The following is a 26,183-nucleotide window of genomic DNA, read 5'->3' as shown; positions in this document are numbered from 1 at the left end:
GGCCAAGCGCAGCGGTCTGGTACGGGCTTTGCTATGGGTATAGCTGAGTGATGATTCTCATGCTGCGCGGTAACACTATCAGTTCGACGCGCCGCATGGGATATCAGAAATCCGGTGATGAATGTTCGCCAGTAGCCGCTTCGGGCTTCGCGAACGTGAAGGGCTACAGCCCGTTCGGCCGATTGGTGAGAGGTGGGTATGACCACTGTGTGTGGACGTTCTCATTAATAGACTCATAGCGAAGGTCCAAACGTCGGTTGACCCGAAAAAAAGCCAACAAGGGTCGGCAATGCCTCAAAAGGGTGCGACAGGGCTCGAGCTCCGACACAACAAGAGCAAAACTGGAGGTTTGAATGAAGTTACTGAAATCCACCCTGGCCGTCGTGACTGCAGCGGCAGTACTCGGCGTCAGCGGGTTCGCTCAGGCGGGTGCAACCCTGGATGCCGTACAGAAGAAAGGCTTTGTGCAATGTGGTGTGAGTGATGGCTTGCCGGGTTTCTCGGTGCCTGATTCGACCGGCAAGATCGTCGGTATCGACGCTGACTTCTGCCGCGCCGTGGCCGCTGCTGTATTTGGTGATGCGACCAAGGTCAAATTCAGCCAGTTGAACGCCAAGGAGCGCTTCACTGCGCTGCAATCGGGCGAAATCGATATGCTCTCGCGCAACTCCACCATGACCAGCTCCCGTGACGCTGGCATGGGCCTGAAGTTTCCAGGTTTCATTACCTACTACGACGGCATCGGCTTCCTGGCGAACAACAAGCTGGGCGTCAAGAGCGCCAAGGAACTGGACGGTGCAACCATCTGCATCCAGGCCGGTACCACCACCGAGCTGAACGTTTCCGACTACTTCCGCGCCAACGGCCTGAAGTACACCCCGATCACTTTCGACACCTCCGATGAAAGCGCCAAGTCGCTGGAATCTGGTCGTTGCGACGTGCTGACCTCCGACAAGTCCCAGCTGTTCGCCCAGCGCAGCAAGCTGGCTTCGCCGAAGGACTACGTGGTTCTGCCGGAAACCATTTCCAAGGAGCCTCTGGGTCCGGTCGTGCGTAATGGCGACGACGAGTGGCTGGCCATCGTGCGTTGGACCGGCTACGCGCTGCTCAACGCTGAAGAAGCCGGTGTGACCTCGAAGAACGTCGAGGCCGAAGCCAAGGCCACCAAGAACCCTGACGTCGCTCGTATGTTGGGCGCCGACGGTGAATACGGCAAAGACCTGAAACTGCCGAAAGACTGGGTCGTGCAGATCGTCAAGCAAGTCGGTAACTACGGCGAAATGTTCGAGCGCAACCTCGGCAAGGGCACTCCGCTGGAAATCGATCGCGGCTTGAACGCTCTGTGGAACGCTGGCGGCATTCAATACGCACCACCAGTGCGCTGATGGTTCTATCACCCGGTGGGCCAACCACCGGGTGATGTTCTGTTCCATTCTTTGCGGGGCACTTCATGCAAAATTCAATCGGCGCACCTAAGCAGAGGCTCAGCCTCAGCGATCCACGAGTGCGTGCGTGGGTATTTCAGATCGTCACGGTCGTGGCGGTTATTTCGCTGGGCTGGTTTCTGTTCGATAACACGCAGACCAACCTCGAGCATCGGGGTATCACCTCCGGCTTCGGCTTCCTGGAACGCAGTGCCGGGTTCGGCATTGCCCAACACCTGATCGACTACACCGAAGCGGACAGCTATGCCCGCGTCTTTGTCATCGGGTTGCTCAACACGCTGCTGGTGACCTTCATCGGCGTGATCCTGGCGACCATCCTCGGGTTCATCATTGGCGTGGCGCGACTGTCGCAGAACTGGATCATTTCCAAGCTGGCGACTGTTTATGTCGAGGTCTTCCGTAACATCCCGCCGCTGCTGCAGATCCTGTTCTGGTACTTCGCGGTGTTCCTCAGCATGCCTGGCCCGCGTGCCGCCCATAACCTGGGCGACACCTTCTTTGTCAGCAGCCGGGGCTTGAACATGCCGGCCGCCCTGACCGCAGACGGGTTCTGGCCGTTTGTGATCAGCATCGTGCTGGCCATCGTCGCCATCGTGCTGATGACGCGCTGGGCGAACAAGCGTTTCGAGGCGACCGGCGAGCCGTTCCACAAGTTCTGGGTCGGCCTGGCGCTGTTGCTGGTGATCCCGACCCTGTGCGCGCTGCTGTTTGGTGCGCCAGTGAGTTGGGAAATGCCGGAGCTCAAGGGCTTCAACTTCGTCGGTGGCTGGGTGCTGATCCCGGAACTGCTGGCCTTGACCCTGGCCTTGACCGTGTACACCGCGGCGTTCATCGCCGAGATCGTGCGCTCGGGCATCAAGTCGGTCAGCCACGGCCAGACCGAAGCGGCCCGTTCCCTGGGGCTGCGCAACGGTCCGACCCTGCGCAAGGTGATCATCCCGCAGGCCCTGCGCGTGATCATTCCACCGCTGACCAGCCAATACCTGAACCTGGCGAAAAACTCGTCCCTGGCAGCCGGTATCGGTTACCCGGAAATGGTTTCGCTGTTTGCCGGTACGGTGTTGAACCAGACCGGCCAGGCCATCGAGGTGATTGCCATCACCATGAGTGTGTACCTGGCGATCAGTATCAGCATTTCCTTGCTGATGAACTGGTACAACAAGCGCATTGCGCTGATCGAGCGGTGAGGAAACGCGCATGACGACTCATACTTTCAAACCTGACATGCCCCCGCCGGGCAGCAGCATCGGCGTGGTGGCGTGGATGCGCGCCAACATGTTCTCCAGCTGGATCAACACGCTGCTGACGCTGTTCGCGTTTTATCTGATCTACCTGATCGTCCCACCGCTGTTGCAATGGGCGATCCTCGATGCCAACTGGGTCGGCACCACCCGCGCCGACTGCACCAAGGAAGGCGCCTGCTGGGTGTTCATCCAGCAGCGTTTCGGTCAGTTCATGTACGGCTACTACCCAGCGGACCTGCGCTGGCGTGTAGACCTGACCGTGTGGCTGGCGGTCATCGGTGTGGCGCCACTGTTCATCTCGCGCTTCCCGCGCAAGGCGATCTATGGCCTGAGCTTCCTGGTGCTGTACCCGATCATCTCCTGGTGCCTGCTGCACGGTGGCGTGTTCGGCCTGGACGCCGTGGCGACCAGCCAATGGGGCGGCCTGATGCTGACCCTGGTGATCGCCACCGTCGGTATCGTCGGCGCTCTGCCGCTGGGCATCGTCCTGGCCTTGGGTCGCCGCTCGAACATGCCGGCGATCCGTGTGGTCTGCGTGACCTTCATCGAGTTCTGGCGCGGCGTGCCGTTGATCACGGTGCTGTTCATGTCGTCGGTGATGCTGCCGCTGTTCCTGCCCGAAGGCATGAACTTCGACAAGCTGCTGCGGGCGCTGATCGGGGTGATCCTGTTCCAGTCGGCCTACATTGCCGAAGTGGTACGGGGCGGCCTGCAAGCCATTCCCAAGGGTCAATACGAAGCGGCCGCCGCGATGGGCCTGGGCTACTGGCGCAGCATGGGCCTGGTGATTCTGCCGCAAGCCTTGAAGATGGTGATCCCCGGTATCGTCAACACCTTCATTGCGTTGTTCAAGGACACGAGCCTGGTGATCATCATCGGTTTGTTCGACCTGCTCAACAGCGTGAAACAAGCTGCCGCCGACCCGAAATGGCTGGGCATGGCCACCGAAGGCTATGTGTTCGCCGCCCTGGTGTTCTGGATTTTCTGTTTTGGTATGTCCCGCTATTCCATGCATTTGGAACGCAAGCTGGACACTGGCCACAAGCGTTAGGAGTTGACTCATGAGTGAAGCGATCAAACAGCCTGTGAGCCCTGAAGGCATTATTCAGATGCAGGGCGTGAACAAGTGGTACGGCCAGTTCCACGTGTTGAAAGACATCAACCTGAACGTCAAGCAGGGCGAGCGTATCGTGCTGTGCGGCCCATCGGGCTCCGGCAAGTCCACCACCATCCGCTGCCTCAACCGCCTGGAAGAGCACCAGCAGGGCCGCATCGTGGTCGACGGGGTGGAACTGACCAACGACCTCAAGCAGATCGAAGCGATCCGCCGTGAAGTCGGCATGGTGTTCCAGCACTTCAACCTGTTCCCGCACCTGACCATTCTGCAGAACTGCACCCTGGCGCCGATGTGGGTACGCAAGATGCCCAAGCGCAAGGCCGAGGAAATCGCCATGCATTACCTGGAGCGCGTGCGCATTCCAGAGCAGGCGCACAAGTACCCGGGCCAGCTCTCCGGCGGTCAGCAACAGCGTGTAGCCATCGCCCGAGCCCTGTGCATGAAGCCGAAAATCATGCTGTTCGACGAGCCAACTTCGGCCCTCGATCCGGAAATGGTGAAGGAAGTACTGGACACCATGATCGGCCTGGCCGAAGACGGCATGACCATGCTCTGCGTAACCCACGAAATGGGCTTTGCCCGTACCGTGGCCAACCGCGTGATCTTCATGGACAAGGGCGAAATCGTCGAGCAGGCGGCGCCGAACGACTTCTTCGACAACCCGCAGAACGACCGCACCAAGCTGTTCCTGAGCCAGATCCTGCATTGATCCCTTAGGCAGTGAAATAAACCCGGACTTGTCCGGGTTTATTTTTTGCAGCAGGTTCAATGATTCGTGAGGGTTTCGTGCTCTTTGTGCACCGTTGTCCTGAATTTTCTCAAGTCCGTTTCTTCAGCTAACGCCTGTGCATCTGCAAGCAAATGCGGGTAACGGTCAAGCAGGCGCATCAGCAACGTCAATGCTTTTGGTGGTAGTACCTCGCCGCGCTCATAGCGGGAAAACGCGTTGTGGCCGCCGCCTGATAACAATGCCACCGCTTCTTTTTGAGACAAGTGCAGTTTGCGACGGATGCGTTTCATTTCTTCGCCGATCATCTTCCTGGCAGCGGTGACCAGCTCATCTCCCGCATCTGTATAGCGATCCGAGCAACTGGTATCGAGCTCGACCTCGCCGCACATCAGGCATTCCCAGCCAGACAAATCATCGACCCGGCGCTCCAGTCCCTTGACGCACAGGGTTTCTGCGCGGCCTTCGAAATGCAGCATGCCCTGCGGAGCACCACAGCTGAAACACTGTTGAGTCTTCATGGGTTTTTCTCCTTGAATGAAATTACCGGTGGGCCTCCGCTTGGGCGGTAGGTCACTTTGATGTAAATCTCCAGACCGTGTGAGTGGGTGCGATAGACGTCATGCCAAACCCGATGATCGTCGTAGGTCGTCACGGATTTGTAGAACTGCTTGCGCTCAAGCTCACAAACAACCTCCAACATGTCCGAAACGTTCAAGCCAAGCGTCCACGCGGTTTTTTTTGCAGTGGTGGTAAAAGCGTTTCTTCCAAGCCGCTTGATGTCCGCCTTGATCACAGCCATATCGTAATGAGGTGTGCTCTTGTCCATAAAGCCCTGTGTCTTATCCTTAAATTACCCTATAAGGGTAATTTTGACTAATCGAAAATTCTGCTTCTTCCCTCCATTGACCCTAGGCGGTTGCCGTCCTACGCGAAGCTGACTAACATGTCAGGAAATTCATCCTATGATTGGATGAAAAGGCGAATCCGATGTCAGACATTTCTCCATTAATAAAGCGCTCCCTGGTTGATCAGGCCTTGGAGCAATTGCGGCGGCGCATCAGCGACGGCGTGTGGGCTGTCGGCCAGCGCCTGCCTACCGAACCGGAGCTGGTGGCGGAGCTGGGTATCAGCCGCAACACCGTGCGCGAAGCTATGCGTGTGCTGGCGTTTTCCGGGTTGATCGAGATCCGCCAGGGCGACGGCAGCTACGTGCGGGCGGTGGTTGATCCGCTGGATACCCTCAAGGTGTTGTCGCGCTGTTCGTTGGAGCAGGCCCGGGAAACCCGGCATATCCTGGAGGTCGAGGCCATCGGCCTGGCCGCGCTGCGACGCACCGCTGAAGACTTGATTGCCTTGCGCCAGGCGCTGCAGGACAGCGGTGAGCATTACCACGGCGACCTGGAGCACTACATTGCCTGCGACCTGGTGTTCCATCGCCTCCTGGTGGATGCCGCGCACAACCCTGCGCTCAGTGAGCTCTATCGCTACTTTTCCAGCGTCATCGGCGCACAGTTGCGCCAGAGCCTCAACATCACCCCGCGCCATCAACATGTGTTCGACCTACACGTCGAAATCCTTGAAGCCGTCGAGCAACAGGATCCGCAACGGGCCAAGGCCCTGTGCCGCCAGTTGATCAATGAACCCTGAGCTCTTGAAATCCTGAGCCCTGAACTCGAGTTTTCCATGTCCCGCGATCTGCTTGACCGTACCCACTCGACGACGCCCAAACGCACCGCCGAACTTGAACAACTGTTGATCGACGCCGAGGCCGATGATGAGCAGGCCCAGCGGAGCCAGCCCTTGGTGTGCAGGCCTTGGCTGTTGCTGCTGGGGTTGATCCTGGTGGCGCTGAACCTGCGTCCGGCGCTGTCGAGCATGGCCCCGTTGCTCGGCGAGGTTTCACAAAGCCTTGGCCTGTCGGCTGCCCAAGCCGGTTTGCTGACTACGCTGCCCGTGCTTTGTCTGGGGCTGTTCGCGCCGCTGGCGCCGGTGTTGGCGCGGCGCTTCGGGGCTGAGCGCGTGGTGCTGGGGATCTTGCTGACGCTGGCTGGCGGGATCATTTTGCGCAGCTCATTCGGCCAGGCCGGCCTGTTCGCGGGCAGCATCCTGGCCGGTGCGAGCATCGGTGTGATTGGCGTGCTGCTGCCGGGCATCGTCAAGCGCGACTTCGCCAAACAGGCCGGTGCCATGACCGGTGTCTATACCATGGCGCTGTGTCTGGGCGCGGCGATGGCGGCCGGGGCAACGGTGCCATTGAGCGAGCACCTGGGCCACAGCTGGACCCTGGGCCTGGGTTTCTGGGTAGTTCCGGCGCTGCTGGCGGCAGTGTTCTGGTTGCCGCAAGTGGGCCAGAAACACGGTGCCCACCAGGTGGCGTATCGGGTTCGCGGCTTGCTGCGCGATCCCCTTGCCTGGCAGGTGACGTTGTACATGGGGTTGCAATCGTCCCTGGCCTACATCGTGTTTGGCTGGCTGCCGTCGATCCTCATTGGCCGGGGCCTGAGCCCGACCCAGGCCGGGTTGGTGCTGTCCGGCTCAGTCATTGTGCAGTTGATCAGTTCTCTGGCGGCACCCTGGCTGGCGACGCGTGGCAAGGACCAGCGCCTGGCCATCGTGATCGCCATGTTCATGGCGCTGGGCGGGCTGTTCGGTTGTCTTTATGCGCCGCTCGAAGGTTTGTGGGGCTGGGCAATCCTGCTCGGCCTGGGGCAGGGCGCGACGTTCAGCTTGGCGCTGACGCTGATCGTGCTGCGTTCGCGAGACGCCCATGTGGCCGCGAACCTCTCCAGCATGGCCCAGGGCTTTGGTTATACGCTGGCGTCGCTGGGGCCGTTCGCGGTGGGCGTAGTCCACGACGTGACCGGCGGCTGGAATGCCTTGGGCTGGATCTTCGGTCTGATTGGCCTCGGTGCGATCATCGCGGGCATCGGCGCAGGTCGGGCGTTGTACGTGGGGGTCAGCAGCGAAAAAGTTACCGATCTTCGTTGATGTCATTTTCATGGCGAATGACGATAGTCTTCCCTGCTGTGGCAGATTATCGTGCAGGCCTATTGAAGCGAATTTCGGAGTCTGTCCATGAGTGATGCCCATAACGCCTTGATCACCCGCTTTTACCAGGCCTTCCAGCGCCTGGACGCCGAAGCGATGAGCGCTTGCTACACCGACGATGTGGTGTTCAGCGACCCGGCGTTTGGTGAATTGCGTGGACGTGATGCCGGTGACATGTGGCGCATGCTCACCACCCGGGCCAAGGATTTCTCCCTGACCTTCGATAACGTGCGCAGCGATGAGCGTACCGGTGGAGCTCATTGGGTGGCGACCTACCTGTTCAGCCAGACGGGTAACGTCGTGATCAATGACATCCAGGCGCGGTTCGTTTTTCGCGACGGCAAGATCTGCGAGCACCATGACAGCTTTGACCTGTGGCGTTGGTCCCGTCAGGCGTTGGGCACCAAAGGGCTGCTGCTGGGCTGGACGCCGCTGGTGCGCAACGCCGTCAGGGCCCAGGCGCTCAAGGGGCTGCGGGCGTTCCAGGCCAGTCGCTGATAAGATCGCGGCTTGTTTCCTTTGCGCCCGTTGAACCTGTCGTGACGACCACCAATCCATCTTCCGATCTGCCTGTGCAAGCCACGACCGAACCGGGCAAGCCCTGGTTCGTCTACTTGGTGCGGGCCGCCAACGGCTCGCTGTATTGCGGCATCAGTGATGACCCGGTGCGGCGTTTCGCCAAGCATCAAAGTGGCAAGGGCGCGCGCTTCTTTCTCTCGAGCCCGGCGGTGGCGCTGGTGTACACCGAAGCCTGTCGCGACAAGGGCGAAGCCCTGCGCCAGGAGCGACTGATCAAAAAGCTCAGGAAAAGCGCCAAGGAATGCCTGGTGGCGAGTGCCACGCAGCTCCATCAGCCGCACTGATAAGTCTTTATCAGGAGGGTGGGCGCTGCGTCCATGGCGCGCTAAGCTGCGGGACTTCCTCCCAGCAGTGGCCAATCCCATGCCAGAGTTGATTCTTCATCATTACCCGACGTCTCCTTTCGCGGAAAAAGCCCGGCTGTTGCTGGGCTTCAAGGGCCTGTCCTGGCGTTCGGTGAGTATCCCGCCGATGATGCCCAAGCCTGACCTGACGGCACTGACGGGTGGCTATCGCAAGACACCGGTATTGCAGATCGGCGCGGATATCTATTGCGATACGTCGCTGATCGCCCGTCGGTTGGAGCAGGAAAAAGCCTCGCCGGCCCTGTTCCCCGAAGGTCGGGAGATGCTGGCTGCATCCTTTGCTGCCTGGGCCGACTCGGTGGTGTTCCAGCATGCCGTGAGCCTGGTGTTCCAGCCTGAGTCGGTGGCGGTGCGTTTCGCCAAGCTATCGCCTGAAGCCATCAAGGCGTTCATCAGCGACCGCGCCGGGCTGTTCAGTGGCGGCACGACCACGCGCTTGCCCGCCGATCAGGCCAAGCACCAGTGGCCGACGATCATGGCCCGCCTGGAGCAACAGTTGCAGCGCGAGGAGGGCGATTTCCTGTTGGGTGATCCGTCGATTGCCGACTTCGCCATGGCCCATCCGCTGTGGTTCCTCAAGGGCACCCCGGTAACTTCGCCGCTGGTGGACGCGTATCCGGCTGTTTCGGCGTGGTTCACGCGAGTGCTGGGTTTCGGCCATGGCGCGTCGAGTCAGATGAGTGCCGAAGAAGCCTTGGACGTTGCCCGCAACGCGACACCGGCAGCGCTGCCGGAGGAGTCGTTCGATGAACCGAACGGGTTCACGGCAGGGCAGCAGGTGACCATCGCCGCGACGGACTATGGCGTCGATCCGGTGGCTGGGGAGTTGTTGTTTGCGGGTAGCGAAGAATTGATTCTGCGTCGCGAAGACGAACGTGGCGGGGTGGTGCATGTGCACTTTCCAAGGCTAGGCTTCAAATTTTTTTCGAAAACGTGAATGTTGGTTAGATTACGAGGAGTTGCCCTTGTTTCTAAGGGCAACCCCAGATTTTTTATTGTTCAAAGGTAGAACATTAAGTCTGTGGCATAACCCGACGAGTCCGTGGGAGTCGTGCAGATTCCACCGATCACTAACACCGCGCCAGGATTTTGGTGGCTTGCTTGAGCGAGATCTAACGTGGTAGCAAAATCTCCATTTACATTGCAAATAGCGGTTCCCAGAGTGGCGTTGGTGTTGCTTTCCCAAATGGTTACTGCACTATATGGGTGACCCCTACCAGTGACGTAAGGAGGATTATTTCCTCTACTATTTGGTGCGGGGCTAGTAAAAGCGGGGGCTGTAAGAGTCATTTTTTTCTCCGGTTGCTCTGAGTTTTAATATTAAGAGGGATGAAATTCCTCTTAATATTAAGTTATGCAGTAGCTTGAGGAGGGGGTACTGTCAGGGTCGACAGTTTTTTATGATGATTCGCTATTAAGTTTTTATTTCTTGCGGCTAAGTACTTAACGCCCCAGGGTAGTTTTGAGGTTGCGCAGATTCAACTCCACATGCCGTCGGTCGTTGCCGAACTGGTTGAGGGTACGTTTATCCGCCGGGATGTCCGGGAACAACCCGTAGTCCTTGTTGCGGATGTGGTCGTAGACAGCTCGCAAAGAACCAGGTGTGCCGCGTTGGGAGGAATCAGACCTTGCAGGTTGAAGATCGTTGTTGCGGGGCTGATTGAACCGCTCGTGCTGCTCCCGTTGAAAATGCACCAGAACTATAAAGCAGACAACGCCTTGAGAATGTTCTCCGGTTCATACCCACGAATCAACGTGCCATTCACATCGAGGATCGGAATTCCCCGACCGCCCAGCGCCTCGTAGGCCTTGCGCGCCTGGGCATCCTTCTCGATATCGAACTCGCGAAACGGCACGCCTTTCTCATCCAGGAATCGTCGGGTCGCCTTGCAGTAACCGCACCAGTCGGTGACATACAGCACGACCCGGGCATCGGCCCGGATCTGTTCAGGCAGCATCTGCGACGGGTTGAACACCCGCTCGATCTTGCCCCAGTTCTGGTAAGTCACCACCACCAGCAGAACCAGCAGAAACTTCTTCAGTACCCCACCGAGCATCAATTACGCCGCTTGAGCTGATCGGTCAGCGACGTCGGCAGACCCTTGATGATCAACGTACCGGCTTCTTCGTCATATTCGATCTTGGAGCCCAGCAGGTGCGCTTCGAAGCTGATGGACAGGCCTTCGGCGCGGCCGGTGAAGCGGCGGAACTGGTTGAGGGTGCGCTTATCCGCCGGGATTTCCGGCGACAGCCCGTAGTCTTTGTTGCGGATATGGTCGTAGAAGGCTTTCGGGCGATCTTCGTCGATCAGTTCGGACAGCTCTTCCAGGCCCATCGGCTCGCCGAGCTTGGCCTGGCTGCTGGCGTAATCCACCAGGGTCTTGGTTTTTTCTCGAGCGTCGTCTTCCGGCAGGTCCTCGCTTTCGACAAAGTCGCTGAAGGCCTTGAGCAGGGTGCGGGTCTCGCCGGGGCCGTCGACACCTTCCTGGCAGCCGATGAAGTCGCGGAAGTACTCCGAGACTTTCTTGCCGTTCTTGCCCTTGATGAAGGAAATGTACTGTTTGGATTGCTTGTTGTTCTGCCATTCCGACACGTTGATCCGCGCCGCCAGGTGCAACTGGCCCAGGTCCAGGTGCCGGGACGGGGTCACGTCCAGTTCATCGGTCACCGCTACGCCTTCGCTGTGGTGCAGCAGGGCGATGGCCAGGTAGTCGGTCATGCCTTGTTGATAATGCGCGAACAGCACGTGGCCGCCCACCGACAGGTTGGACTCTTCCATCAGCTTTTGCAGGTGTTCCACCGCCACGCGACTGAAGGCGGTGAAATCCTTGCCACCCTCCAGGTATTCCTTCAGCCAGCCGCTGAACGGATGTGCCCCGGATTCGGCATGGAAGAAGCCCCAGGCCTTGCCTTGTTTGGCGTTGTAGCTCTCGTTAAGGTCGGCGAGCATGTTCTCGATGGCCGTGGACTCGCTCAGTTCAGAGTCGCGGGCATGGAGCACTGCGGGTGTGCCGTCGGGTTTTTTGTCGATCAGGTGGACGATGCAATGACGGATCGGCATGGGTTTCTCGGCTGATGAAAGAGAGGAGGGGGCGCTCCCCAAAAAAGGCCCAGTGTACCGCAATCACTGGTTTTGGAACCTTGCAAAGGCCCTTTCAGACCCTTGCGACAGCCCATATGCAATTTTTTACCGTTTTAGCGCAAGAAACCTGACCAAATGGGTAGCTAGAAGCGGATATTTCCCCTGCTCTGTGCTAGTTTTGCCCGGTCTTACGCGAAGTCACTGCGTTAAGCGTGCATTCAGCATTTGTCAGGTCGAACCAAACCCGGTTTTCGGCATCTATTACCCCGATCCGTCGTGGTGATTGCCGAGGGTGCCTGATCAAGAGAGATCGGGCTCGATGGCTGACACTGCACTCTGCAATCCATATGAATTTGATAGGGAAGGAACACTACATGGCTCTTACTAAAGACCAACTGATCGCTGACATCGCTGAAGCAATCGACGCGCCGAAAACCACCGCGCGTAACGCTCTGGACCAACTGGGCCAAATCGTTGCCGATCAGCTGGAAAATGGCGGCGAAATCACTCTGCCAGGTATCGGCAAGCTGAAAGTCACCGAGCGTCCTGCCCGTACTGGCCGTAACCCTTCGACTGGCGCTGCCATCGAAATCGCTGCCAAGAAAGTGATCAAGCTGGTTGTGGCCAAAGGCCTGACCGACGCGGTCAACAAGTAAGACTGCTGCAATAAAAAAACCGTGCCGCGGAGTGATCCGGGCACGGTTTTTTGTTGTCTTGGATAAAGGGGCCTGTGGCGAGGGGAGTTTGTGGGAGCAAGGCTTGCCCGCGACACAGGCGATGCGATCTTTCTGAAACCGAGTCACCTTCATCGCGGGCAAGCCGAGCTCCCACTCAGTTCTTGCGGGCCCACCGCGACTGGCGCCAAGCTTGCTGTTGCTCCTCAGTCTGGAAGGTCCAGGCCACGAAGCGGCTCTGCTTTTGCCCCTGGGACATTTCCACCACCTGGCTGTGCAGTGCGCCGGCCTTTTTCAGCGCGGCCTGAATCGCCGGCAGGTTCGACGCCTTCGACACCAGCGTGCTGAACCACAGCACTTGCCGGGCAAGCTGTGCGCTTTCGCTGATCAGTTGCGTCACGAACCGGGCTTCCCCGCCCTCGCACCACAGTTCGGCGGCCTGACCGCCAAAGTTCAGCACCGGCAGCTTGCGTTTCGGATCGGCCTTGCCCAGCGCCCGCCATTTGCGCTGGCTGCCCTTGGTGGCTTCCTCCAGCGACGCGTGGAACGGCGGGTTGCACATCGTCAGGTCGAACCGCTCGGCGTCCTCCAGCAAGCCCAGCAGGATGTGCTTGCGATTGGCTTGCTGACGCAACTGGATGACCTTGTTCAAGCCGTTGGACTGGACAATGGCCTTGGCCGAGGCGATGGCCGTCGGGTCGATCTCCGAGCCCAGGAAGTGCCAGCGGTAGTCGCTATGGCCGATCAGCGGATAGACGCAGTTGGCGCCGGTGCCGATGTCCAGCACCTTGACCGCCGCCCCGCGCGGGATTTCACCGTCGTTGTGGCTGGCGAGCAAGTCGGCGAGGAAGTGCACGTAGTCCGCACGGCCTGGCACCGGAGGGCACAGGTAATCGGCCGGAATGTCCCAATGGGCGATGCCATAGAAGGATTTGAGCAGCGCCCGGTTGAATACTCGCACGGCTTCGGGGCTGGCGAAGTCGATGCTTTCCTTGCCGTACGGATTGATGATCACGAACTTGGCCAATTCAGGCGTGGACTTGATCAACGCCGGGAAGTCGTAACGGCCCTGGTGGCGGTTGCGCGGGTGCAGGCTGGCCTTCTCCCGCGGTGCCACGGCTTTGGCCTCGGTGGCGGGTTTGGGCTTTTGGCGTGCAGGTTTGGGTGTGCGGGGGGCGGTCATGGGCGGGTCGATTCGGGGAGGGTTCAAAAAGTGGCGGGTATTGTCCCACATCCAGCCCTGTCTTGATGACTGCGCGGTTTAAATGTGGGAGCGAGCAAGCCCGCTCCCACAAGGGGTCTTCATTGTTTGGGAAAAAGTGCCAGGCATAAAAAAGGAGGTCCATCAGGACCTCCTTCTTCATTGCGAGCCACCGTTACAGGCTGGCAATCCGCGCGTGCTGCTCGGCCAGCTTGCCCAAGGCCTGTTCGGCCTCGGCCAGTTTGGCCCGTTCCTTCTCGATGACTTCGGCCGGGGCCTTGTCGACGAAGCCGGCGTTGGACAGCTTGCCACCGACCCGCTGCACTTCGCCTTTGAGGCGCAGGATTTCCTTGTCCAGGCGCGCCAATTCGGCGGCCTTGTCGATCAGGCCGGCCATCGGCACCAGCACTTCCATCTCGCCGACCAGGGCGGTAGCGGACAACGGCGCTTCTTCGCCGGCCGCCAGGACGGTCACCGATTCGAGCTTCGCCAGTTTCTTGAGCAGCGCCTCATTTTCGTTGAGGCGGCGCAGGTCTTCGGCGCTGGCGTTCTTCAGGAACAGGGTCAGGGGTTTGCCCGGGCCGATGTTCATTTCGGCGCGGATGTTACGCAGGCCCAGCATGAAGGTCTTGAGCCATTCGATGTCGTCTTCGGCCGCCGGATCGATGCGGGTTTCGTTGGCCACCGGCCAAGGTTGCAGCATGATCGTCTTGCCTTGGGCGCCGGCCAGCGGTGCGATGCGCTGCCAGATTTCCTCGGTGATGAACGGCATGAACGGATGCGCCAGGCGCAGGGCCACTTCCAATACGCGCACCAGGGTACGGCGGGTGCCGCGCTGGCGTTCGACCGGTGCGTTTTCATCCCACAGTACAGGCTTGGACAGTTCCAGGTACCAGTCGCAATACTGGTTCCAGATGAACTCGTACAAGGCCTGTGCCGCCAGGTCGAAACGGAACTGATCGAGCTGGCGCGTCACTTCGGCCTCGGTGCGTTGCAGCTGCGAAATGATCCAGCGATCGGCCAGGGTCAGTTCATAGGCTTCGCCGTTCTGGCCGCAGTCTTCGCCTTTGTCCAGCACGTAGCGCGCGGCGTTCCAGATCTTGTTGCAGAAGTTGCGATAGCCTTCGACGCGGCCCATGTCGAACTTGATGTCGCGACCGGTGGACGCCAGCGAGCAGAAGGTGAAGCGCAGGGCGTCGGTGCCGTAGCTGGCGATGCCCTCGGCGAACTCTTCGCGGGTGGCCTTCTCGATCTTTTTCGCCAGTTTTGGCTGCATCAGGCCGGAGGTGCGTTTCTGTACCAGGGTTTCCAGGTCGATACCGTCGATGATGTCCAGCGGGTCGAGGACGTTGCCCTTGGACTTGGACATTTTCTGGCCCTGGCCATCGCGCACCAGACCATGGACGTAAACGGTCTTGAACGGTACCTGTGGCGTGCCGTCCTCGTTTTTCATCAAGTGCATGGTCATCATGATCATCCGGGCGACCCAGAAGAAAATGATGTCGAAACCGGTGACCAGTACGTCGGTGGAGTGGAATTTCTTCAGGAACTCGGTCTGTTGCGGCCAGCCCAGGGTGGAGAAGGTCCACAGGCCCGAGCTGAACCAAGTGTCGAGTACGTCGTTGTCCTGTTGCAGCGCTACGTCCGGGCCGAGGTTGTGCTTGGCACGGACTTCGGCCTCATCGCGGCCGACGTAGACCTTGCCCGATTCGTCGTACCAGGCTGGGATTCGATGGCCCCACCACAGCTGACGGCTGATGCACCAATCCTGGATGTCACGCATCCACGAGAAATACATGTTTTCGTATTGCTTGGGCACGAACTGGATGCGACCGTCTTCCACGGCGGCAATTGCCGGCTCGGCCAGCGGCTTGGTGGACACGTACCACTGGTCGGTCAGCCACGGCTCGATGATGGTGCCAGAGCGGTCGCCTTTCGGGACTTTCAGGCCGTGGTCGTCGACGCTGACCAGCAGGCCGGCGGCGTCGAACGCCGCAACGATCTGTTTGCGCGCTTCGAAGCGGTCGAGACCGGCGTATTCGGCCGGGATCTGGCCGTCGACGCTTTCGTTCAGGGTGCCGTCGAGGTTGAACACCTGGGCGGCGGGCAGAACATTGGCGTTCTTGTCGAAGATGTTCAGCAGCGGCAGGTTGTGGCGCTTGCCGACTTCGTAGTCGTTGAAATCGTGGGCCGGGGTGATTTTCACGCAGCCGGTGCCGAATTCAGGGTCGCAGTAGTCGTCGCCGATGATCGGGATGCGCCGGCCGACCAACGGCAGTTCGACGAACTTGCCAATCAGGGCCTGGTAGCGCTCGTCATTCGGGTTCACTGCCACGGCGGCGTCACCGAGCATGGTTTCCGGGCGCGTGGTGGCGACGATCAGGTAATCCTTGCCCTCGGCAGTTTTCGCGCCGTCGGCCAGCGGGTATTTCAGGTTCCACAGGAAACCTTTCTCGTCATGGTTTTCCACTTCGAGGTCGGAAATCGCCGTGTGCAGCTTGGTGTCCCAGTTGACCAGGCGCTTGCCGCGATAGATCAGGCCGTCTTCATGCAGGCGCACGAAGGCTTCTTTCACCGCTTCCGAGAGGCCATCGTCCATGGTGAAGCGCTCGCGGCTCCAATCCACGGACGAGCCGAGGCGACGGATCTGCCGGCTGATGTTGCCACCGGACTCGTCTTTCCATTCCCAGACTTTCTCGAGGAATTTCTCGCGACCCAGGTCATGGCGATTCTGGCCCTGGGCTTCGAGGCGACGCTCCACCAGCATCTGCGTGGCGATACCCGCGTGGTCGGTGCCCGGCTGCCACAGGGTGTTACGGCCTTGCATGCGGCGGAAACGGATCAGGGCATCCATGATCGCGTTGTTGAAGCCGTGGCCCATGTGCAGGCTGCCGGTGACGTTCGGCGGCGGGATCATGATGGTGTAGGAATCGCCCGCGCCTTGCGGAGCGAAATAATTCTCGGACTCCCAGGTGTTGTACCAGGAAGTTTCAATGGCGTGCGGCTGGTAGGTCTTATCCATGCGCGGCGGGACCCTATTGGCATTTATTCAGGAAAAGCCGGGAAGTATAGCGGGCGGGGGAGATGCAAGCCACAAGCGGCAAGCTGTAAGCGAGCAGCCCGACGGATAGTTTGTGAACACAGTTAAGCAATGTGGGAGCAAGCCCGCTCCCACAGGGTTATTCGGTGGGTAGAACGGGTTACTCGTACTGACTCAACAACCGCTCCATCCGCGCATCCAGTCGGCGCTTGATCTCGGTCTCGATATGCGGGGCGAAGTCGTCGATGACGTCTTGCATGATCAATTGCGCGGCGGCGCGCAGTTCGCTGTCCAGGTGCAGCAGGGCGTCGGGCCCTTTGGGCTCGGCCTTGGCGGCAGGTTTGGGTTGGGGTTGGCCGTTGACCGGCTCGAACAGCAGGGGAATCTGTTCGTCGTGGACGGGCTCGTGCTCCACTGTATCGGTCAGCAGCGGTGGTTGCAGGTTGTCGTCGCCGAGCAGTTGGCGGATCGACTCGAGGTCGTCCAGCAAGTGCGCGGGTTTTTGCGGCGTTTTTGGAGTGTCCATCGTAGGCTCAGAGTCGCTGTAAACGGTGGTCTTGCAGAGGATAGCCCTGTTCACGGTAGAAACGGAAACTCTCCCGCGCGGCTTGACGGATGGCCGGGTCTTCCACCACCACTTCCGCCACACGGGCGAAACGCTGGGCAAAGGCCGGTACTTTCAGATCAAGGTTGACCAGCAGGTCCTGGTGCTGACCGCAGTCATCCCCCAGTCCGAGCACGATCAACCCCTCGGGTTCGCTTTCCGCCGGGCCGTGGGGTACGAAGCTTTCGCCCTTGAAGGCCCACAAGCGTGCGTCCAAATCCTCGCGCTGGGCGGCATCGCTGCAATGCAGGTAGATGCGGTGGCCCATGCGCCAAGCCTTTTCGGTGAGCTTGCAGGCGAAATCCAGCCGCGCCGACGGATCGGCGCTGGGCAGGATGTAGAAATCGACTTTGGTCATTGCAGTTCCTGAGCCGCCGATGGCGCCACCTGAGGGTGACGCCAACGACGGTCATCGGTGTCAGGCCTTGGCGCGGTCCAGCAGGTATTGGGTCAGCAGGGGGACCGGACGGCCGGTGGCGCCCTTGTCCTTGCCGCCGCTGGTCCAGGCCGTGCCGGCGATGTCCAGGTGCGCCCAGTTCAGGTTCTTGGTGAAGCGCGACAGGAAGCACGCTGCGGTGATGGTCCCGGCTTTCGGGCCACCGATGTTGGCGATGTCGGCGAACGGGCTGTCCAGTTGTTCCTGGTACTCATCGAACAGCGGCAGTTGCCAGGCGCGGTCGTCGGCCTGTTGGCCGGCGCTGAGCAATTGTCCGATCAGTTCGTCGTTGTTGCCCAGCAGGCCCGAGGTGTGGGAGCCCAGGGCGACGATGCAGGCACCAGTCAGGGTCGCGATGTCGATCACTGCTTGCGGCTTGAAGCGCTCGGAGTAGGTGAGGGCGTCACACAGCACCAGGCGGCCTTCGGCGTCGGTGTTGAGGATTTCCACGGTCTGGCCGCTCATGGTGGTGACGATGTCGCCCGGGCGCGAGGCCGTGCCACTTGGCATGTTCTCGGCGCAGGCCAGGATGCACACCAGGTTGATCGGCAGCTGCAGTTCGAGCACGGCCCGCAGGGTGCCGAACACGCTGGCGGCGCCGCCCATGTCGTACTTCATTTCATCCATGCCGGCACCGGGCTTGAGGCTGATGCCACCGGTGTCGAAGGTGATGCCCTTGCCGACCAGCGCGTAAGGCTTCTCGGATTTCTTGCCGCCGTTGTATTGCATGACGATCAGGCGCGGCGGCTGGGCGCTGCCCTGGCCGACGGAGTAGAACGAACCCATGCCCAGGTCCTTGATTTTTTTCTCGTCAAAGACTTCGACCTTCAGGCCCTTGAACTCCTTGCCCAGTGCCTTGGCCTGTTCGCCGAGGAACGTTGGGTGGCAGATGTTCGGCGGCAGGTTGCCCAGGTCGCGAGTGAAAGCCATGCCATTGGCAATCGCGGTGGCGTGGGTCACGGCGCGCTGGACTTCGGCCTGGGCGGCCTTGATGGTCAGCAGGGTGATTTTTTTCAGGGCACGGGGTTCGGCTTTCTGGCTCTTGAACTGGTCGAACTGGTATTCGCCGTCCACCAGGGTCTCGGCCAGCAATCGGTTCTTGCCGTAGCTGTCGCGGCCCTTGACCACCACCTCGTCCAGCGCCAGGGCGGCATCAGCGCCACCCAAGCCCTTGAGGGTGCCCAGCACGCCGGCGATGATTTTACGGAACGCACGGTCGCCCAGTTCGGCGTCCTTGCCCACGCCCACCAGCAGCACGCGCTCGGCCTTGAGGTTGGGCAGGTTGTGCAGCAACAGGCTCTGGCCGACTTTGCCGGCCAGGTCGCCGCGCTTGAGCACGGCGCTGAGGGCGCCGCCGCTGAGGGTATCGAGCTGGGTGGCGACCACGCCGAGTTTGCGATTTTCACCGACGGCGACCACCAGCGTGGCGGTTTTCAACGTTTCTGGGCTGACGCTTTTTACAACCAGTTCCATGTCCGGATCCCTGAGTCAATGATCAAGATGCCAGGCGCCGAGACGATGGCGCGCTGCGCGAGCTTCTTCTATATAAAAGAAGCGCCGGTGTTTGCCGGCGACAAAGGCCGCAGTTTGAACCCCGGCGCCCGAGCCTGACAACCCCACTGGCAACGCTAACTTTGCGGCTTTAAGCAGCGGTTTAAAGCGTGCGCAGTGACAGGCGCCTCCAATCACAGGATAATGCGGCTCTTTTTTCGGCGGTTCGCGTTGGCGGGCCGGCTCGATACGTTTGCTTGTTTGGCCGCCTTAGCCTGACAACCCTGGAGTGTCTGGTTTGATCGTCTTTCGTTATCTATCCCGCGAAGTCCTGCTGACCTTGAGTGCCGTGAGCGCCGTGCTGCTGGTCATCATCATGAGCGGACGCTTCATCAAATACCTCGCCCAGGCGGCCTCCGGCGCCCTGGACCCGGGCTCCCTGTTCCTGATCATGGGGTTCCGCCTGCCGGGCTTCCTGCAACTGATCCTGCCGCTGGGGCTGTTCCTTGGCATTTTGCTGGCCTACGGCCGCTTGTACCTGGACAGCGAAATGACCGTGCTGTCGGCCACCGGCATGAGCCAGCAGCGCCTGTTTCGCATCACGCTGTTCCCGGCCACATTGGTGGCGCTGGTCGTGGCCTGGCTGAGCCTGAGCCTGTCGCCCCAGGGCGCCAACCAGTTCCAACTGCTGATCAACCAGCAGGACGCCATGACCGAATTCGACACCCTGGTGCCGGGTCGTTTCCAGGCCCTGCGCGACGGTAGCCGGGTCACCTACACCGAACAGCTCTCGGACGACCGGATCAACCTGGGCGGCGTCTTTATCACGCAAAAGAACCTGTCTTCCGATACTAAAAAGGATCGCGGCATTTCCGTGCTGGTGGCTGAGAAGGGCCGCCAGGAAATCAACCCGGACGGCAACCGCTACCTGATCCTGGAAAACGGCTACCGCTACGACGGCAAACCGGGCCAGGCCGACTACCGGGCGATCAAGTACGACACCTATGGCGTGCTGCTGCCCAAGCCTGAGGTCAGCGACGAAGTCACCGACCGTGACGCGATGCCCACCGCCAGCCTGCTGGGCAGCGATGACATCCGTGCGCGCACCGAGCTGCAATGGCGCCTGTCGCTGCCGCTGCTGGTGTTCATCGTGACCCTCATGGCGGTCCCGCTGTCGCGAGTCAACCCGCGCCAGGGTCGTTTCCTCAAGCTGCTGCCGGCGATTCTTCTGTATATGGCTTACCTGACCATCCTTATTTCTGCTCGCAGTGCGCTGGAGAAAGGCAAGATTCCGCCGACCCTGGGCTTGTGGTGGGTGCACTCGATCTTCCTGGCCATCGGCCTGGGCTTGCTCTACTGGGAGCCACTACGCTTGAAACTGGCCAGTCGCCGCAGCGTGCTGGAGGTGGCCCGTGGTTAAGCTCGATCGCTACATCGGCAGCAGCGTGTTCATGGCGATCCTTGCGGTGCTGGGGATCATCCTTGGCCTGGCGACCCTGTTTGCCTTCATCGATGAAATGAGCGACGTCAGCGACACCTACACCCTGACGGACGTGGCGAGCTACGTACTGCTCACTGCGCCGCGGCGTCTGTACGACATGTTGCCGATGGCCGCACTGATCGGTTGCCTGATCGGCCTGGGCAGCCTGGCCAGCAACAGCGAGCTGACCATCATGCGCGCCGCGGGTGTGTCCATTGGTCGGATCGTCTGGGCGGTGATGAAGCCGATGCTGGTGTTGATGCTGGTGGGTGTGTTGATCGGCGAATACATCGCCCCGGCCACCGAAAATACCGCCCAGGCCAACCGTTCCCTGGCCCAGGGCGGCGGCGACGCGCAAAGCGCCAAGCATGGCCTGTGGCACCGCCAGGGCGATGAGTTCATCCACATCAACTCGGTCCAGCCCAATGGCATCCTCTATGGCGTGACCCGTTATCGCTTCGACGAGCAGCGGCACATGCTGTCGTCGAGCTTCGCCAAGCGCGCCAAATTTGCCGAGGATCACTGGCAACTGAACGATGTCACCACCACCTTGTTCCATGACAAGCGCACCGAAGTGGTCGCCGCCCCGCAGGAGCGTTGGGACGTGTCGATCAGCCCGCAATTGCTCAGCACCGTGGTGATGGCGCCGGAGTCCCTGTCGATTACGGGTTTGTGGGGATATATCCACTACCTGGCGGACCAGGGCCTGAACAATGGCCGCTACTGGCTGGCTTTTTGGGTCAAGGTGTTGCAACCGCTGGTCACCGCCGCCCTGGTGCTGATGGCGATCTCCTTCATCTTCGGCCCGCTGCGTTCGGTGACCCTCGGTCAACGGGTATTTACCGGTGTGTTGGTGGGCTTCACTTTCCGTATTGCCCAGGATTTGCTGGGGCCGTCGAGCCTGGTGTTCGGTTTCTCGCCGCTGTTCGCGGTGCTGGTACCGGCTGCTGTCTGCGCACTGGCCGGGCTCTGGTTGCTGCGTCGGGCGGGTTGATCGCGCACCTGTAGCAGGGGGCTGTGGGAGCAAGGCTATGTGGGAGCAAAGCTTGCTCGCGACACAGGCGATGCGGTCTTTCAGAAACTAAGGTGGCTGTTTCGCGAGCAAGCTTTGCTCCCACTTGCGCGGTGTATCAGGTACAATTCCCGGCTATTTTTCGGCGGGCCATGCCTGCAGCCTTTTTGAGTGTTGATCCGTGAGTGATTTGAGTCATATCCGCAATTTCTCCATCATCGCCCACATTGACCATGGCAAGTCGACGCTGGCTGATCGCTTCATCCAGATGTGCGGTGGCCTGGCAGAGCGCGAAATGGAAGCCCAGGTCCTGGACTCCATGGACCTCGAGCGTGAGCGCGGGATCACCATCAAGGCCCACAGCGTTACCCTCTACTACAAGGCCCGCGACGGCGTCACCTATCAGCTGAACTTCATCGATACCCCGGGCCACGTCGACTTTACCTATGAAGTCAGCCGGTCGCTGGCGGCCTGTGAAGGTGCCTTGCTGGTGGTCGATGCCGGCCAGGGCGTCGAAGCCCAGTCGGTTGCCAACTGCTACACGGCCATCGAGCAGGGCCTGGAAGTCATGCCGGTGCTGAACAAGATCGACCTGCCCCAGGCCGATCCGGACCGCGTGAAGGAAGAAATCGAGAAAATCATCGGCATCGACGCCACCGACGCGGTCACCTGCAGCGCCAAGACCGGCCTGGGCGTGGACGAAGTGCTCGAACGCCTGGTGGCCACCATTCCCGCGCCGACCGGCAACATCGAAGATCCGCTGCAAGCGTTGATCATCGACTCCTGGTTCGACAACTACCTGGGCGTGGTCTCCCTGGTTCGCGTGCGCCATGGCCGCGTGAAGAAGGGCGACAAGATCCTGGTCAAGTCCACCGGCAAGATCCACCTGGTGGACAGCGTCGGTGTATTCAACCCGAAACACACTGCCACCGTCGACCTGAAGGCCGGTGAAGTGGGCTTCATCATCGCCGGCATCAAGGACATCCACGGGGCGCCGGTTGGTGACACCCTGACCTTGAGCTCCACCCCCGACGTCGATGTGCTGCCAGGTTTCAAACGGATCCAACCGCAAGTCTACGCCGGCCTGTTCCCGGTCAGCTCCGACGACTTTGAAGACTTCCGCGAGGCCCTGCAAAAGCTGACGCTGAACGACTCGTCCCTGCAATACACCCCGGAAAGCTCCGACGCCCTGGGCTTCGGTTTCCGTTGCGGGTTCCTGGGCATGCTGCACATGGAAATCATCCAGGAGCGCCTGGAGCGCGAGTACGACCTGGACCTGATCACCACGGCGCCTACCGTAATCTTCGAGCTGCTGCTCAAGAACGGCGAAACCATCTACGTCGACAACCCGTCCAAGCTGCCGGACCTGTCGGCCATCGAGGATATGCGCGAGCCTATCGTGCGGGCCAACATCCTCGTGCCTCAGGAACACCTGGGCAACGTCATTACCTTGTGTATCGAGAAGCGTGGTGTACAGCACGACATGCTGTTCCTCGGCACGCAGGTCCAGGTGACCTACGACCTGCCGATGAACGAAGTGGTACTGGATTTCTTCGATCGCCTGAAATCCACCAGTCGCGGCTATGCTTCGCTGGACTATCATTTCGATCGTTACCAATCGGCTAATCTGGTGAAGCTGGATGTGCTGATCAACGGTGAGAAGGTCGATGCCCTGGCATTGATCGTGCACCGTGACAACGCGCACTACAAAGGTCGTGCATTGACCGAGAAGATGAAGGAACTGATTCCGCGGCAGATGTTCGACGTGGCAATCCAGGCCGCCATTGGCGGGCAGATTGTGGCGCGTACAACCGTCAAGGCGCTCAGAAAGAACGTATTGGCCAAATGCTACGGCGGCGACGTCAGCCGTAAGCGCAAGCTGTTGGAAAAGCAGAAGGCCGGTAAAAAACGCATGAAGCAGGTCGGTAATGTGGAAATTCCACAGGAAGCCTTCCTTGCGGTGCTCAGGTTGGATAGTTAGGTCCTATGTCGCTAAATTTCCCGCTGTTGCTGGTTATCGCCGTGTTCGTCTGCGGCCTGTTGGCGTTGCTTGATCTGTTGTTCCTGGCGCCTCGGCGCCGGGCGGCCATTGCCTCTTATCAGGGCAGCGTCAGCCAGCCTGATGGGGTGGTGGTCGAAAAACTCAACAAGGAACCGCTGCTGGTCGAATACGGCAAGTCGTTTTTCCCGGTGTTGTTCATCGTGCTGGTGCTGCGCTCGTTCCTGGTGGAGCCGTTCCAGATCCCGTCCGGCTCGATGAAGCCGACCCTGGATGTAGGCGACTTTATCCTGGTGAACAAGTTTTCCTACGGGATCCGCCTGCCGGTGATCGACAAGAAAGTCATCGAGGTCGGTGACCCGCAACGCGGCGATGTGATGGTGTTTCGCTTCCCGAGCGACCCGAACGTCAACTACATCAAGCGTGTCGTTGGCCTGCCGGGCGACTCGATCCGCTACACCGCCGACAAGCGCCTGTTCGTCAATGGTGCACTGGTGGCCGAACAACTGATCGGCTCCGAGCCGGGTACCCTGGGCAGCGCTGAGCTCTACCAGGAAAAACTCGGTGAGGCCGAACACCTGATCCGCAAGGAAATGAGCCGCTACCGCGCCGCGCCGGACCGCTCGTGGACCGTGCCGGCCGGGCACTATTTCATGATGGGCGACAACCGTGACAACTCCAACGACAGCCGTTACTGGGATGATCCAAACATTCCCAAGGACATGCTGGGCATGGTCCCCGACCGGAATATCGTCGGCAAGGCCTTCGCGGTCTGGATGAGCTGGCCGGAACCCAAACTCAGTCACCTGCCGAATTTTTCGCGGGTTGGCCTGATCAAGTAATCACACACGGCGCTGTTGAACACAGCGCCGAATGCATTTCTGGAGCCCGTACAAGGCTGCCCGAAGGCATGAAGCCAACGATACTCAGGACGTTATTTTTGAACACAGCGTTAATTGTCCCAAGCCAACGGTGCCTTGCCGCCGTGGCGGTGGAATCCAGCCACGAACTCAGCGTGGGTAAACCGTGAGCGCTTCTCTAAGTCGTCTCGAGCGTCAGCTCGGCTACACCTTCAAGGACCAGGAACTGATGGTCCTGGCCCTCACTCACCGCAGTTTTGCCGGGCGCAACAACGAACGCCTGGAGTTCCTCGGTGATGCCATCCTCAACTTCGTGGCTGGCGAGGCGCTGTTCGAGCGTTTCCCGTTGGCCCGCGAAGGCCAGCTGTCGCGTTTGCGCGCACGATTGGTAAAAGGTGAGACCCTGGCCGTGCTGGCCCGTGGTTTTGACCTGGGCGAATACCTGCGCCTGGGGTCCGGTGAATTGAAGAGCGGCGGTTTCCGTCGCGAGTCGATTCTGGCCGACGCCCTGGAGGCGTTGATTGGCGCGATCTATCTGGACTCGGGCATGGAGATGGCGCGCGAGCGCGTGCTGGCCTGGCTGACCTCCGAGATCGACAGCCTGACGCTGGTGGACACCAACAAGGACCCAAAGACCCGACTGCAGGAATTCCTGCAATCGCGCAGTTGCGAACTGCCGCGCTACGAAGTGGTGGATATCCAGGGCGAGCCGCATTGCCGAACGTTCTTCGTCGAATGCGAAGTTGTCCTACTGAATGAAAAAAGCCGAGGTCAGGGTGTGAGTCGTCGTATTGCCGAACAGGTAGCGGCCGCCGCAGCACTGATTGCCCTGGGCGTGGAGAATGGCAATGACTGATACAACCGTCACCCGCTGCGGCTATGTCGCCATCGTCGGCCGGCCGAACGTGGGCAAGTCCACGCTGCTGAACCACATCCTGGGCCAGAAGCTGGCGATCACCTCGCGCAAGCCCCAGACCACTCGCCACAACATGCTGGGCATCAAGACCGAAGGCGCCGTGCAGGCGATCTACGTTGACACCCCGGGCATGCACAAGGGCGGCGAAAAGGCCTTGAACCGCTACATGAACAAGACCGCTTCGGCGGCGTTGAAAGACGTCGACGTGGTGATCTTCGTGGTCGATCGCACCAAGTGGACCGACGAAGACCAGATGGTCCTCGAACGCGTCCAGTACGTGACCGGTCCGCTGATCGTGGCACTGAACAAGACCGACCGCATCGAAGACAAGGCTGAGCTGATGCCGCACCTGTCCTGGTTGCAGGAACAGCTGCCGAACGCCCAGATCATTCCGATCTCTGCCCAGCACGGGCATAACCTCGAGGCGCTGGAGCGGGTGATTGCCGAGCACCTGCCGGAAAACGATCACTTCTTCCCGGAAGATCAGATCACCGACCGCAGCAGCCGTTTCCTCGCCGCAGAACTGGTGCGCGAAAAAATCATGCGCCAGATGGGCGCCGAGCTGCCCTACCAGATCACGGTCGAGATCGAAGAGTTCAAGCAACAGGGCAAGACTCTGCACATTCATGCGTTGATCCTCGTCGAACGTGACGGCCAGAAGAAAATCATCATTGGCGACAAGGGCGAGCGCATCAAGCGCATCGGCACCGAAGCGCGCAAGGACATGGAGCTGCTGTTCGACTCCAAGATCATGCTCAACCTGTGGGTCAAGGTGAAGGGCGGTTGGTCCGATGATGAGCGGGCGTTGCGGTCGCTGGGTTACGGCGACCTGTAACTCGTCCAGCGGCACACCACCGACC

The 26,183-nt window shown here is 60.1% G+C and carries 25 protein-coding genes and 1 pseudogene; 16 read left to right on the top strand and 10 right to left on the bottom strand.

Going from position 1 to position 26,183, the window contains the following annotated elements:
- The first annotated feature begins 353 nt into the window (after positions 1-353).
- From EPZ47_RS24265 to EPZ47_RS24250, 4 genes are all read left to right on the top strand, one after another.
- A complete protein-coding gene (locus tag EPZ47_RS24265; protein ID WP_135847046.1) occupies positions 354-1,385 on the top strand; it encodes an amino acid ABC transporter substrate-binding protein in 1,032 nt (343 codons plus the stop codon).
- Positions 1,386-1,450: 65 nt separating this feature from the next.
- Positions 1,451-2,632 (top strand): amino acid ABC transporter permease, encoded by a 1,182-nt coding sequence (locus EPZ47_RS24260; protein WP_135847045.1) that lies wholly within the window; start codon positions 1,451-1,453, stop codon positions 2,630-2,632.
- Between the two features lie 10 nt (positions 2,633-2,642).
- Positions 2,643-3,740, top strand: coding sequence for an amino acid ABC transporter permease (locus tag EPZ47_RS24255; protein WP_135847044.1), 1,098 nt, complete (start codon positions 2,643-2,645; stop codon positions 3,738-3,740).
- A 10-nt stretch (positions 3,741-3,750) separates the two neighbouring features.
- Entirely contained in the window at positions 3,751-4,515 is a 765-nt protein-coding gene (locus tag EPZ47_RS24250) for an amino acid ABC transporter ATP-binding protein (protein ID WP_003178331.1), read from the top strand.
- Between the two features lie 56 nt (positions 4,516-4,571).
- Here the strand turns inward: EPZ47_RS24250 and EPZ47_RS24245 are convergent, their stop codons facing one another.
- Positions 4,572-5,054: a type II toxin-antitoxin system MqsA family antitoxin gene (locus tag EPZ47_RS24245; RefSeq protein ID WP_135847043.1), complete on the bottom strand. Its 483-nt coding sequence runs from the start codon at positions 5,052-5,054 to the stop codon at positions 4,572-4,574.
- Entirely contained in the window at positions 5,051-5,362 is a 312-nt protein-coding gene (locus EPZ47_RS24240; RefSeq protein WP_135847042.1) for a type II toxin-antitoxin system MqsR family toxin, read from the bottom strand. Before EPZ47_RS24240 ends, EPZ47_RS24245 begins: the two co-directional genes overlap by 4 nt.
- A gap of 161 nt (positions 5,363-5,523) precedes the next feature.
- Between EPZ47_RS24240 and EPZ47_RS24235 the strand changes: the two genes are divergently transcribed.
- The 5 genes from EPZ47_RS24235 to EPZ47_RS24215 all read left to right on the top strand — a co-directional run bounded on the left by EPZ47_RS24235 (position 5,524) and on the right by EPZ47_RS24215 (position 9,465).
- On the top strand, positions 5,524-6,183 hold the full coding sequence (locus tag EPZ47_RS24235; protein ID WP_135847041.1) for a FadR/GntR family transcriptional regulator: 660 nt from the start codon (positions 5,524-5,526) through the stop codon (positions 6,181-6,183).
- A 36-nt stretch (positions 6,184-6,219) separates the two neighbouring features.
- A complete protein-coding gene (locus tag EPZ47_RS24230; protein ID WP_135847040.1) occupies positions 6,220-7,524 on the top strand; it encodes a CynX/NimT family MFS transporter in 1,305 nt (434 codons plus the stop codon).
- Positions 7,525-7,611: 87 nt separating this feature from the next.
- Entirely contained in the window at positions 7,612-8,082 is a 471-nt protein-coding gene (locus EPZ47_RS24225; protein WP_003178340.1) for a nuclear transport factor 2 family protein, read from the top strand.
- Between the two features lie 41 nt (positions 8,083-8,123).
- Positions 8,124-8,447, top strand: a complete 324-nt coding sequence (locus EPZ47_RS24220) for a GIY-YIG nuclease family protein (RefSeq protein ID WP_135847039.1) — start codon at positions 8,124-8,126, stop codon at positions 8,445-8,447.
- A 79-nt stretch (positions 8,448-8,526) separates the two neighbouring features.
- A complete protein-coding gene (locus EPZ47_RS24215; protein ID WP_135847038.1) occupies positions 8,527-9,465 on the top strand; it encodes a glutathione S-transferase family protein in 939 nt (312 codons plus the stop codon).
- 569 nt (positions 9,466-10,034) lie between these two features.
- Here EPZ47_RS24215 and EPZ47_RS30955 read toward each other — a convergent pair.
- From EPZ47_RS30955 to yejK, 3 genes and pseudogenes are all read right to left on the bottom strand, one after another.
- A pseudogene (locus EPZ47_RS30955) lies at positions 10,035-10,118 on the bottom strand (hypothetical protein); the annotation flags it as partial.
- A gap of 110 nt (positions 10,119-10,228) precedes the next feature.
- Positions 10,229-10,585 carry a glutaredoxin family protein gene (locus EPZ47_RS24210; RefSeq protein ID WP_135847037.1) on the bottom strand — a complete coding sequence of 119 codons (357 nt, stop codon included), beginning with the start codon at positions 10,583-10,585 and terminating at the stop codon, positions 10,229-10,231.
- Positions 10,585-11,589: a nucleoid-associated protein YejK gene (gene yejK, locus EPZ47_RS24205; protein WP_135847036.1), complete on the bottom strand. Its 1,005-nt coding sequence runs from the start codon at positions 11,587-11,589 to the stop codon at positions 10,585-10,587. The genes EPZ47_RS24210 and yejK overlap by 1 nt, the downstream gene beginning before the upstream one ends.
- A 395-nt stretch (positions 11,590-11,984) precedes the next feature.
- Here yejK and EPZ47_RS24200 point away from each other — a divergent pair, with 395 nt between their 5' ends.
- On the top strand, positions 11,985-12,266 hold the full coding sequence (locus tag EPZ47_RS24200) for an HU family DNA-binding protein (RefSeq protein WP_007905514.1): 282 nt from the start codon (positions 11,985-11,987) through the stop codon (positions 12,264-12,266).
- A 175-nt stretch (positions 12,267-12,441) separates the two neighbouring features.
- On the opposite strand, the gene rlmF is transcribed toward EPZ47_RS24200, so the two are convergent.
- The 5 genes from rlmF to EPZ47_RS24170 all read right to left on the bottom strand — a co-directional run bounded on the left by rlmF (position 12,442) and on the right by EPZ47_RS24170 (position 19,038).
- On the bottom strand, positions 12,442-13,467 hold the full coding sequence (gene rlmF / locus EPZ47_RS24190) for a 23S rRNA (adenine(1618)-N(6))-methyltransferase RlmF (RefSeq protein WP_135847035.1): 1,026 nt from the start codon (positions 13,465-13,467) through the stop codon (positions 12,442-12,444).
- Positions 13,468-13,660: 193 nt separating this feature from the next.
- Positions 13,661-16,507 carry a valine--tRNA ligase gene (locus EPZ47_RS24185; RefSeq protein ID WP_135847034.1) on the bottom strand — a complete coding sequence of 949 codons (2,847 nt, stop codon included), beginning with the start codon at positions 16,505-16,507 and terminating at the stop codon, positions 13,661-13,663.
- A gap of 178 nt (positions 16,508-16,685) precedes the next feature.
- Positions 16,686-17,051 (bottom strand): DNA polymerase III subunit chi, encoded by a 366-nt coding sequence (locus EPZ47_RS24180; protein ID WP_135847033.1) that lies wholly within the window; start codon positions 17,049-17,051, stop codon positions 16,686-16,688.
- Positions 17,052-17,058: 7 nt separating this feature from the next.
- Positions 17,059-17,487, bottom strand: a complete 429-nt coding sequence (locus tag EPZ47_RS24175; RefSeq protein ID WP_135847032.1) for a DNA polymerase III subunit chi — start codon at positions 17,485-17,487, stop codon at positions 17,059-17,061.
- Positions 17,488-17,547: 60 nt separating this feature from the next.
- The gene (locus tag EPZ47_RS24170) at positions 17,548-19,038 is read right to left on the bottom strand and encodes a leucyl aminopeptidase (RefSeq protein ID WP_135847031.1); all 1,491 of its coding nucleotides are present in this window, start codon (positions 19,036-19,038) and stop codon (positions 17,548-17,550) included.
- A 316-nt stretch (positions 19,039-19,354) separates the two neighbouring features.
- Between EPZ47_RS24170 and lptF the strand changes: the two genes are divergently transcribed.
- The 6 genes from lptF to era all read left to right on the top strand — a co-directional run bounded on the left by lptF (position 19,355) and on the right by era (position 26,158).
- Entirely contained in the window at positions 19,355-20,476 is a 1,122-nt protein-coding gene (lptF, locus tag EPZ47_RS24165; RefSeq protein WP_135847030.1) for an LPS export ABC transporter permease LptF, read from the top strand.
- Positions 20,469-21,530 (top strand): LPS export ABC transporter permease LptG, encoded by a 1,062-nt coding sequence (lptG, locus tag EPZ47_RS24160; RefSeq protein WP_135847029.1) that lies wholly within the window; start codon positions 20,469-20,471, stop codon positions 21,528-21,530. The genes lptF and lptG overlap by 8 nt, the downstream gene beginning before the upstream one ends.
- A 199-nt stretch (positions 21,531-21,729) precedes the next feature.
- A complete protein-coding gene (gene lepA / locus EPZ47_RS24150; protein WP_135847028.1) occupies positions 21,730-23,529 on the top strand; it encodes a translation elongation factor 4 in 1,800 nt (599 codons plus the stop codon).
- A gap of 5 nt (positions 23,530-23,534) precedes the next feature.
- Positions 23,535-24,389 carry a signal peptidase I gene (gene lepB, locus EPZ47_RS24145; protein WP_135847027.1) on the top strand — a complete coding sequence of 285 codons (855 nt, stop codon included), beginning with the start codon at positions 23,535-23,537 and terminating at the stop codon, positions 24,387-24,389.
- A gap of 184 nt (positions 24,390-24,573) precedes the next feature.
- Positions 24,574-25,263 carry a ribonuclease III gene (gene rnc, locus EPZ47_RS24140; protein WP_135847026.1) on the top strand — a complete coding sequence of 230 codons (690 nt, stop codon included), beginning with the start codon at positions 24,574-24,576 and terminating at the stop codon, positions 25,261-25,263.
- Positions 25,256-26,158, top strand: a complete 903-nt coding sequence (gene era, locus EPZ47_RS24135; RefSeq protein ID WP_135847025.1) for a GTPase Era — start codon at positions 25,256-25,258, stop codon at positions 26,156-26,158. The genes rnc and era overlap by 8 nt, the downstream gene beginning before the upstream one ends.
- Positions 26,159-26,183 lie beyond the last annotated feature (25 nt).

The organism is Pseudomonas viciae (genome assembly GCF_004786035.1).
Taxonomy (GTDB): Bacteria; Pseudomonadota; Gammaproteobacteria; order Pseudomonadales; family Pseudomonadaceae; genus Aquipseudomonas; species Aquipseudomonas viciae.
This window is presented reverse-complemented; position numbering and strand designations above follow the sequence as displayed.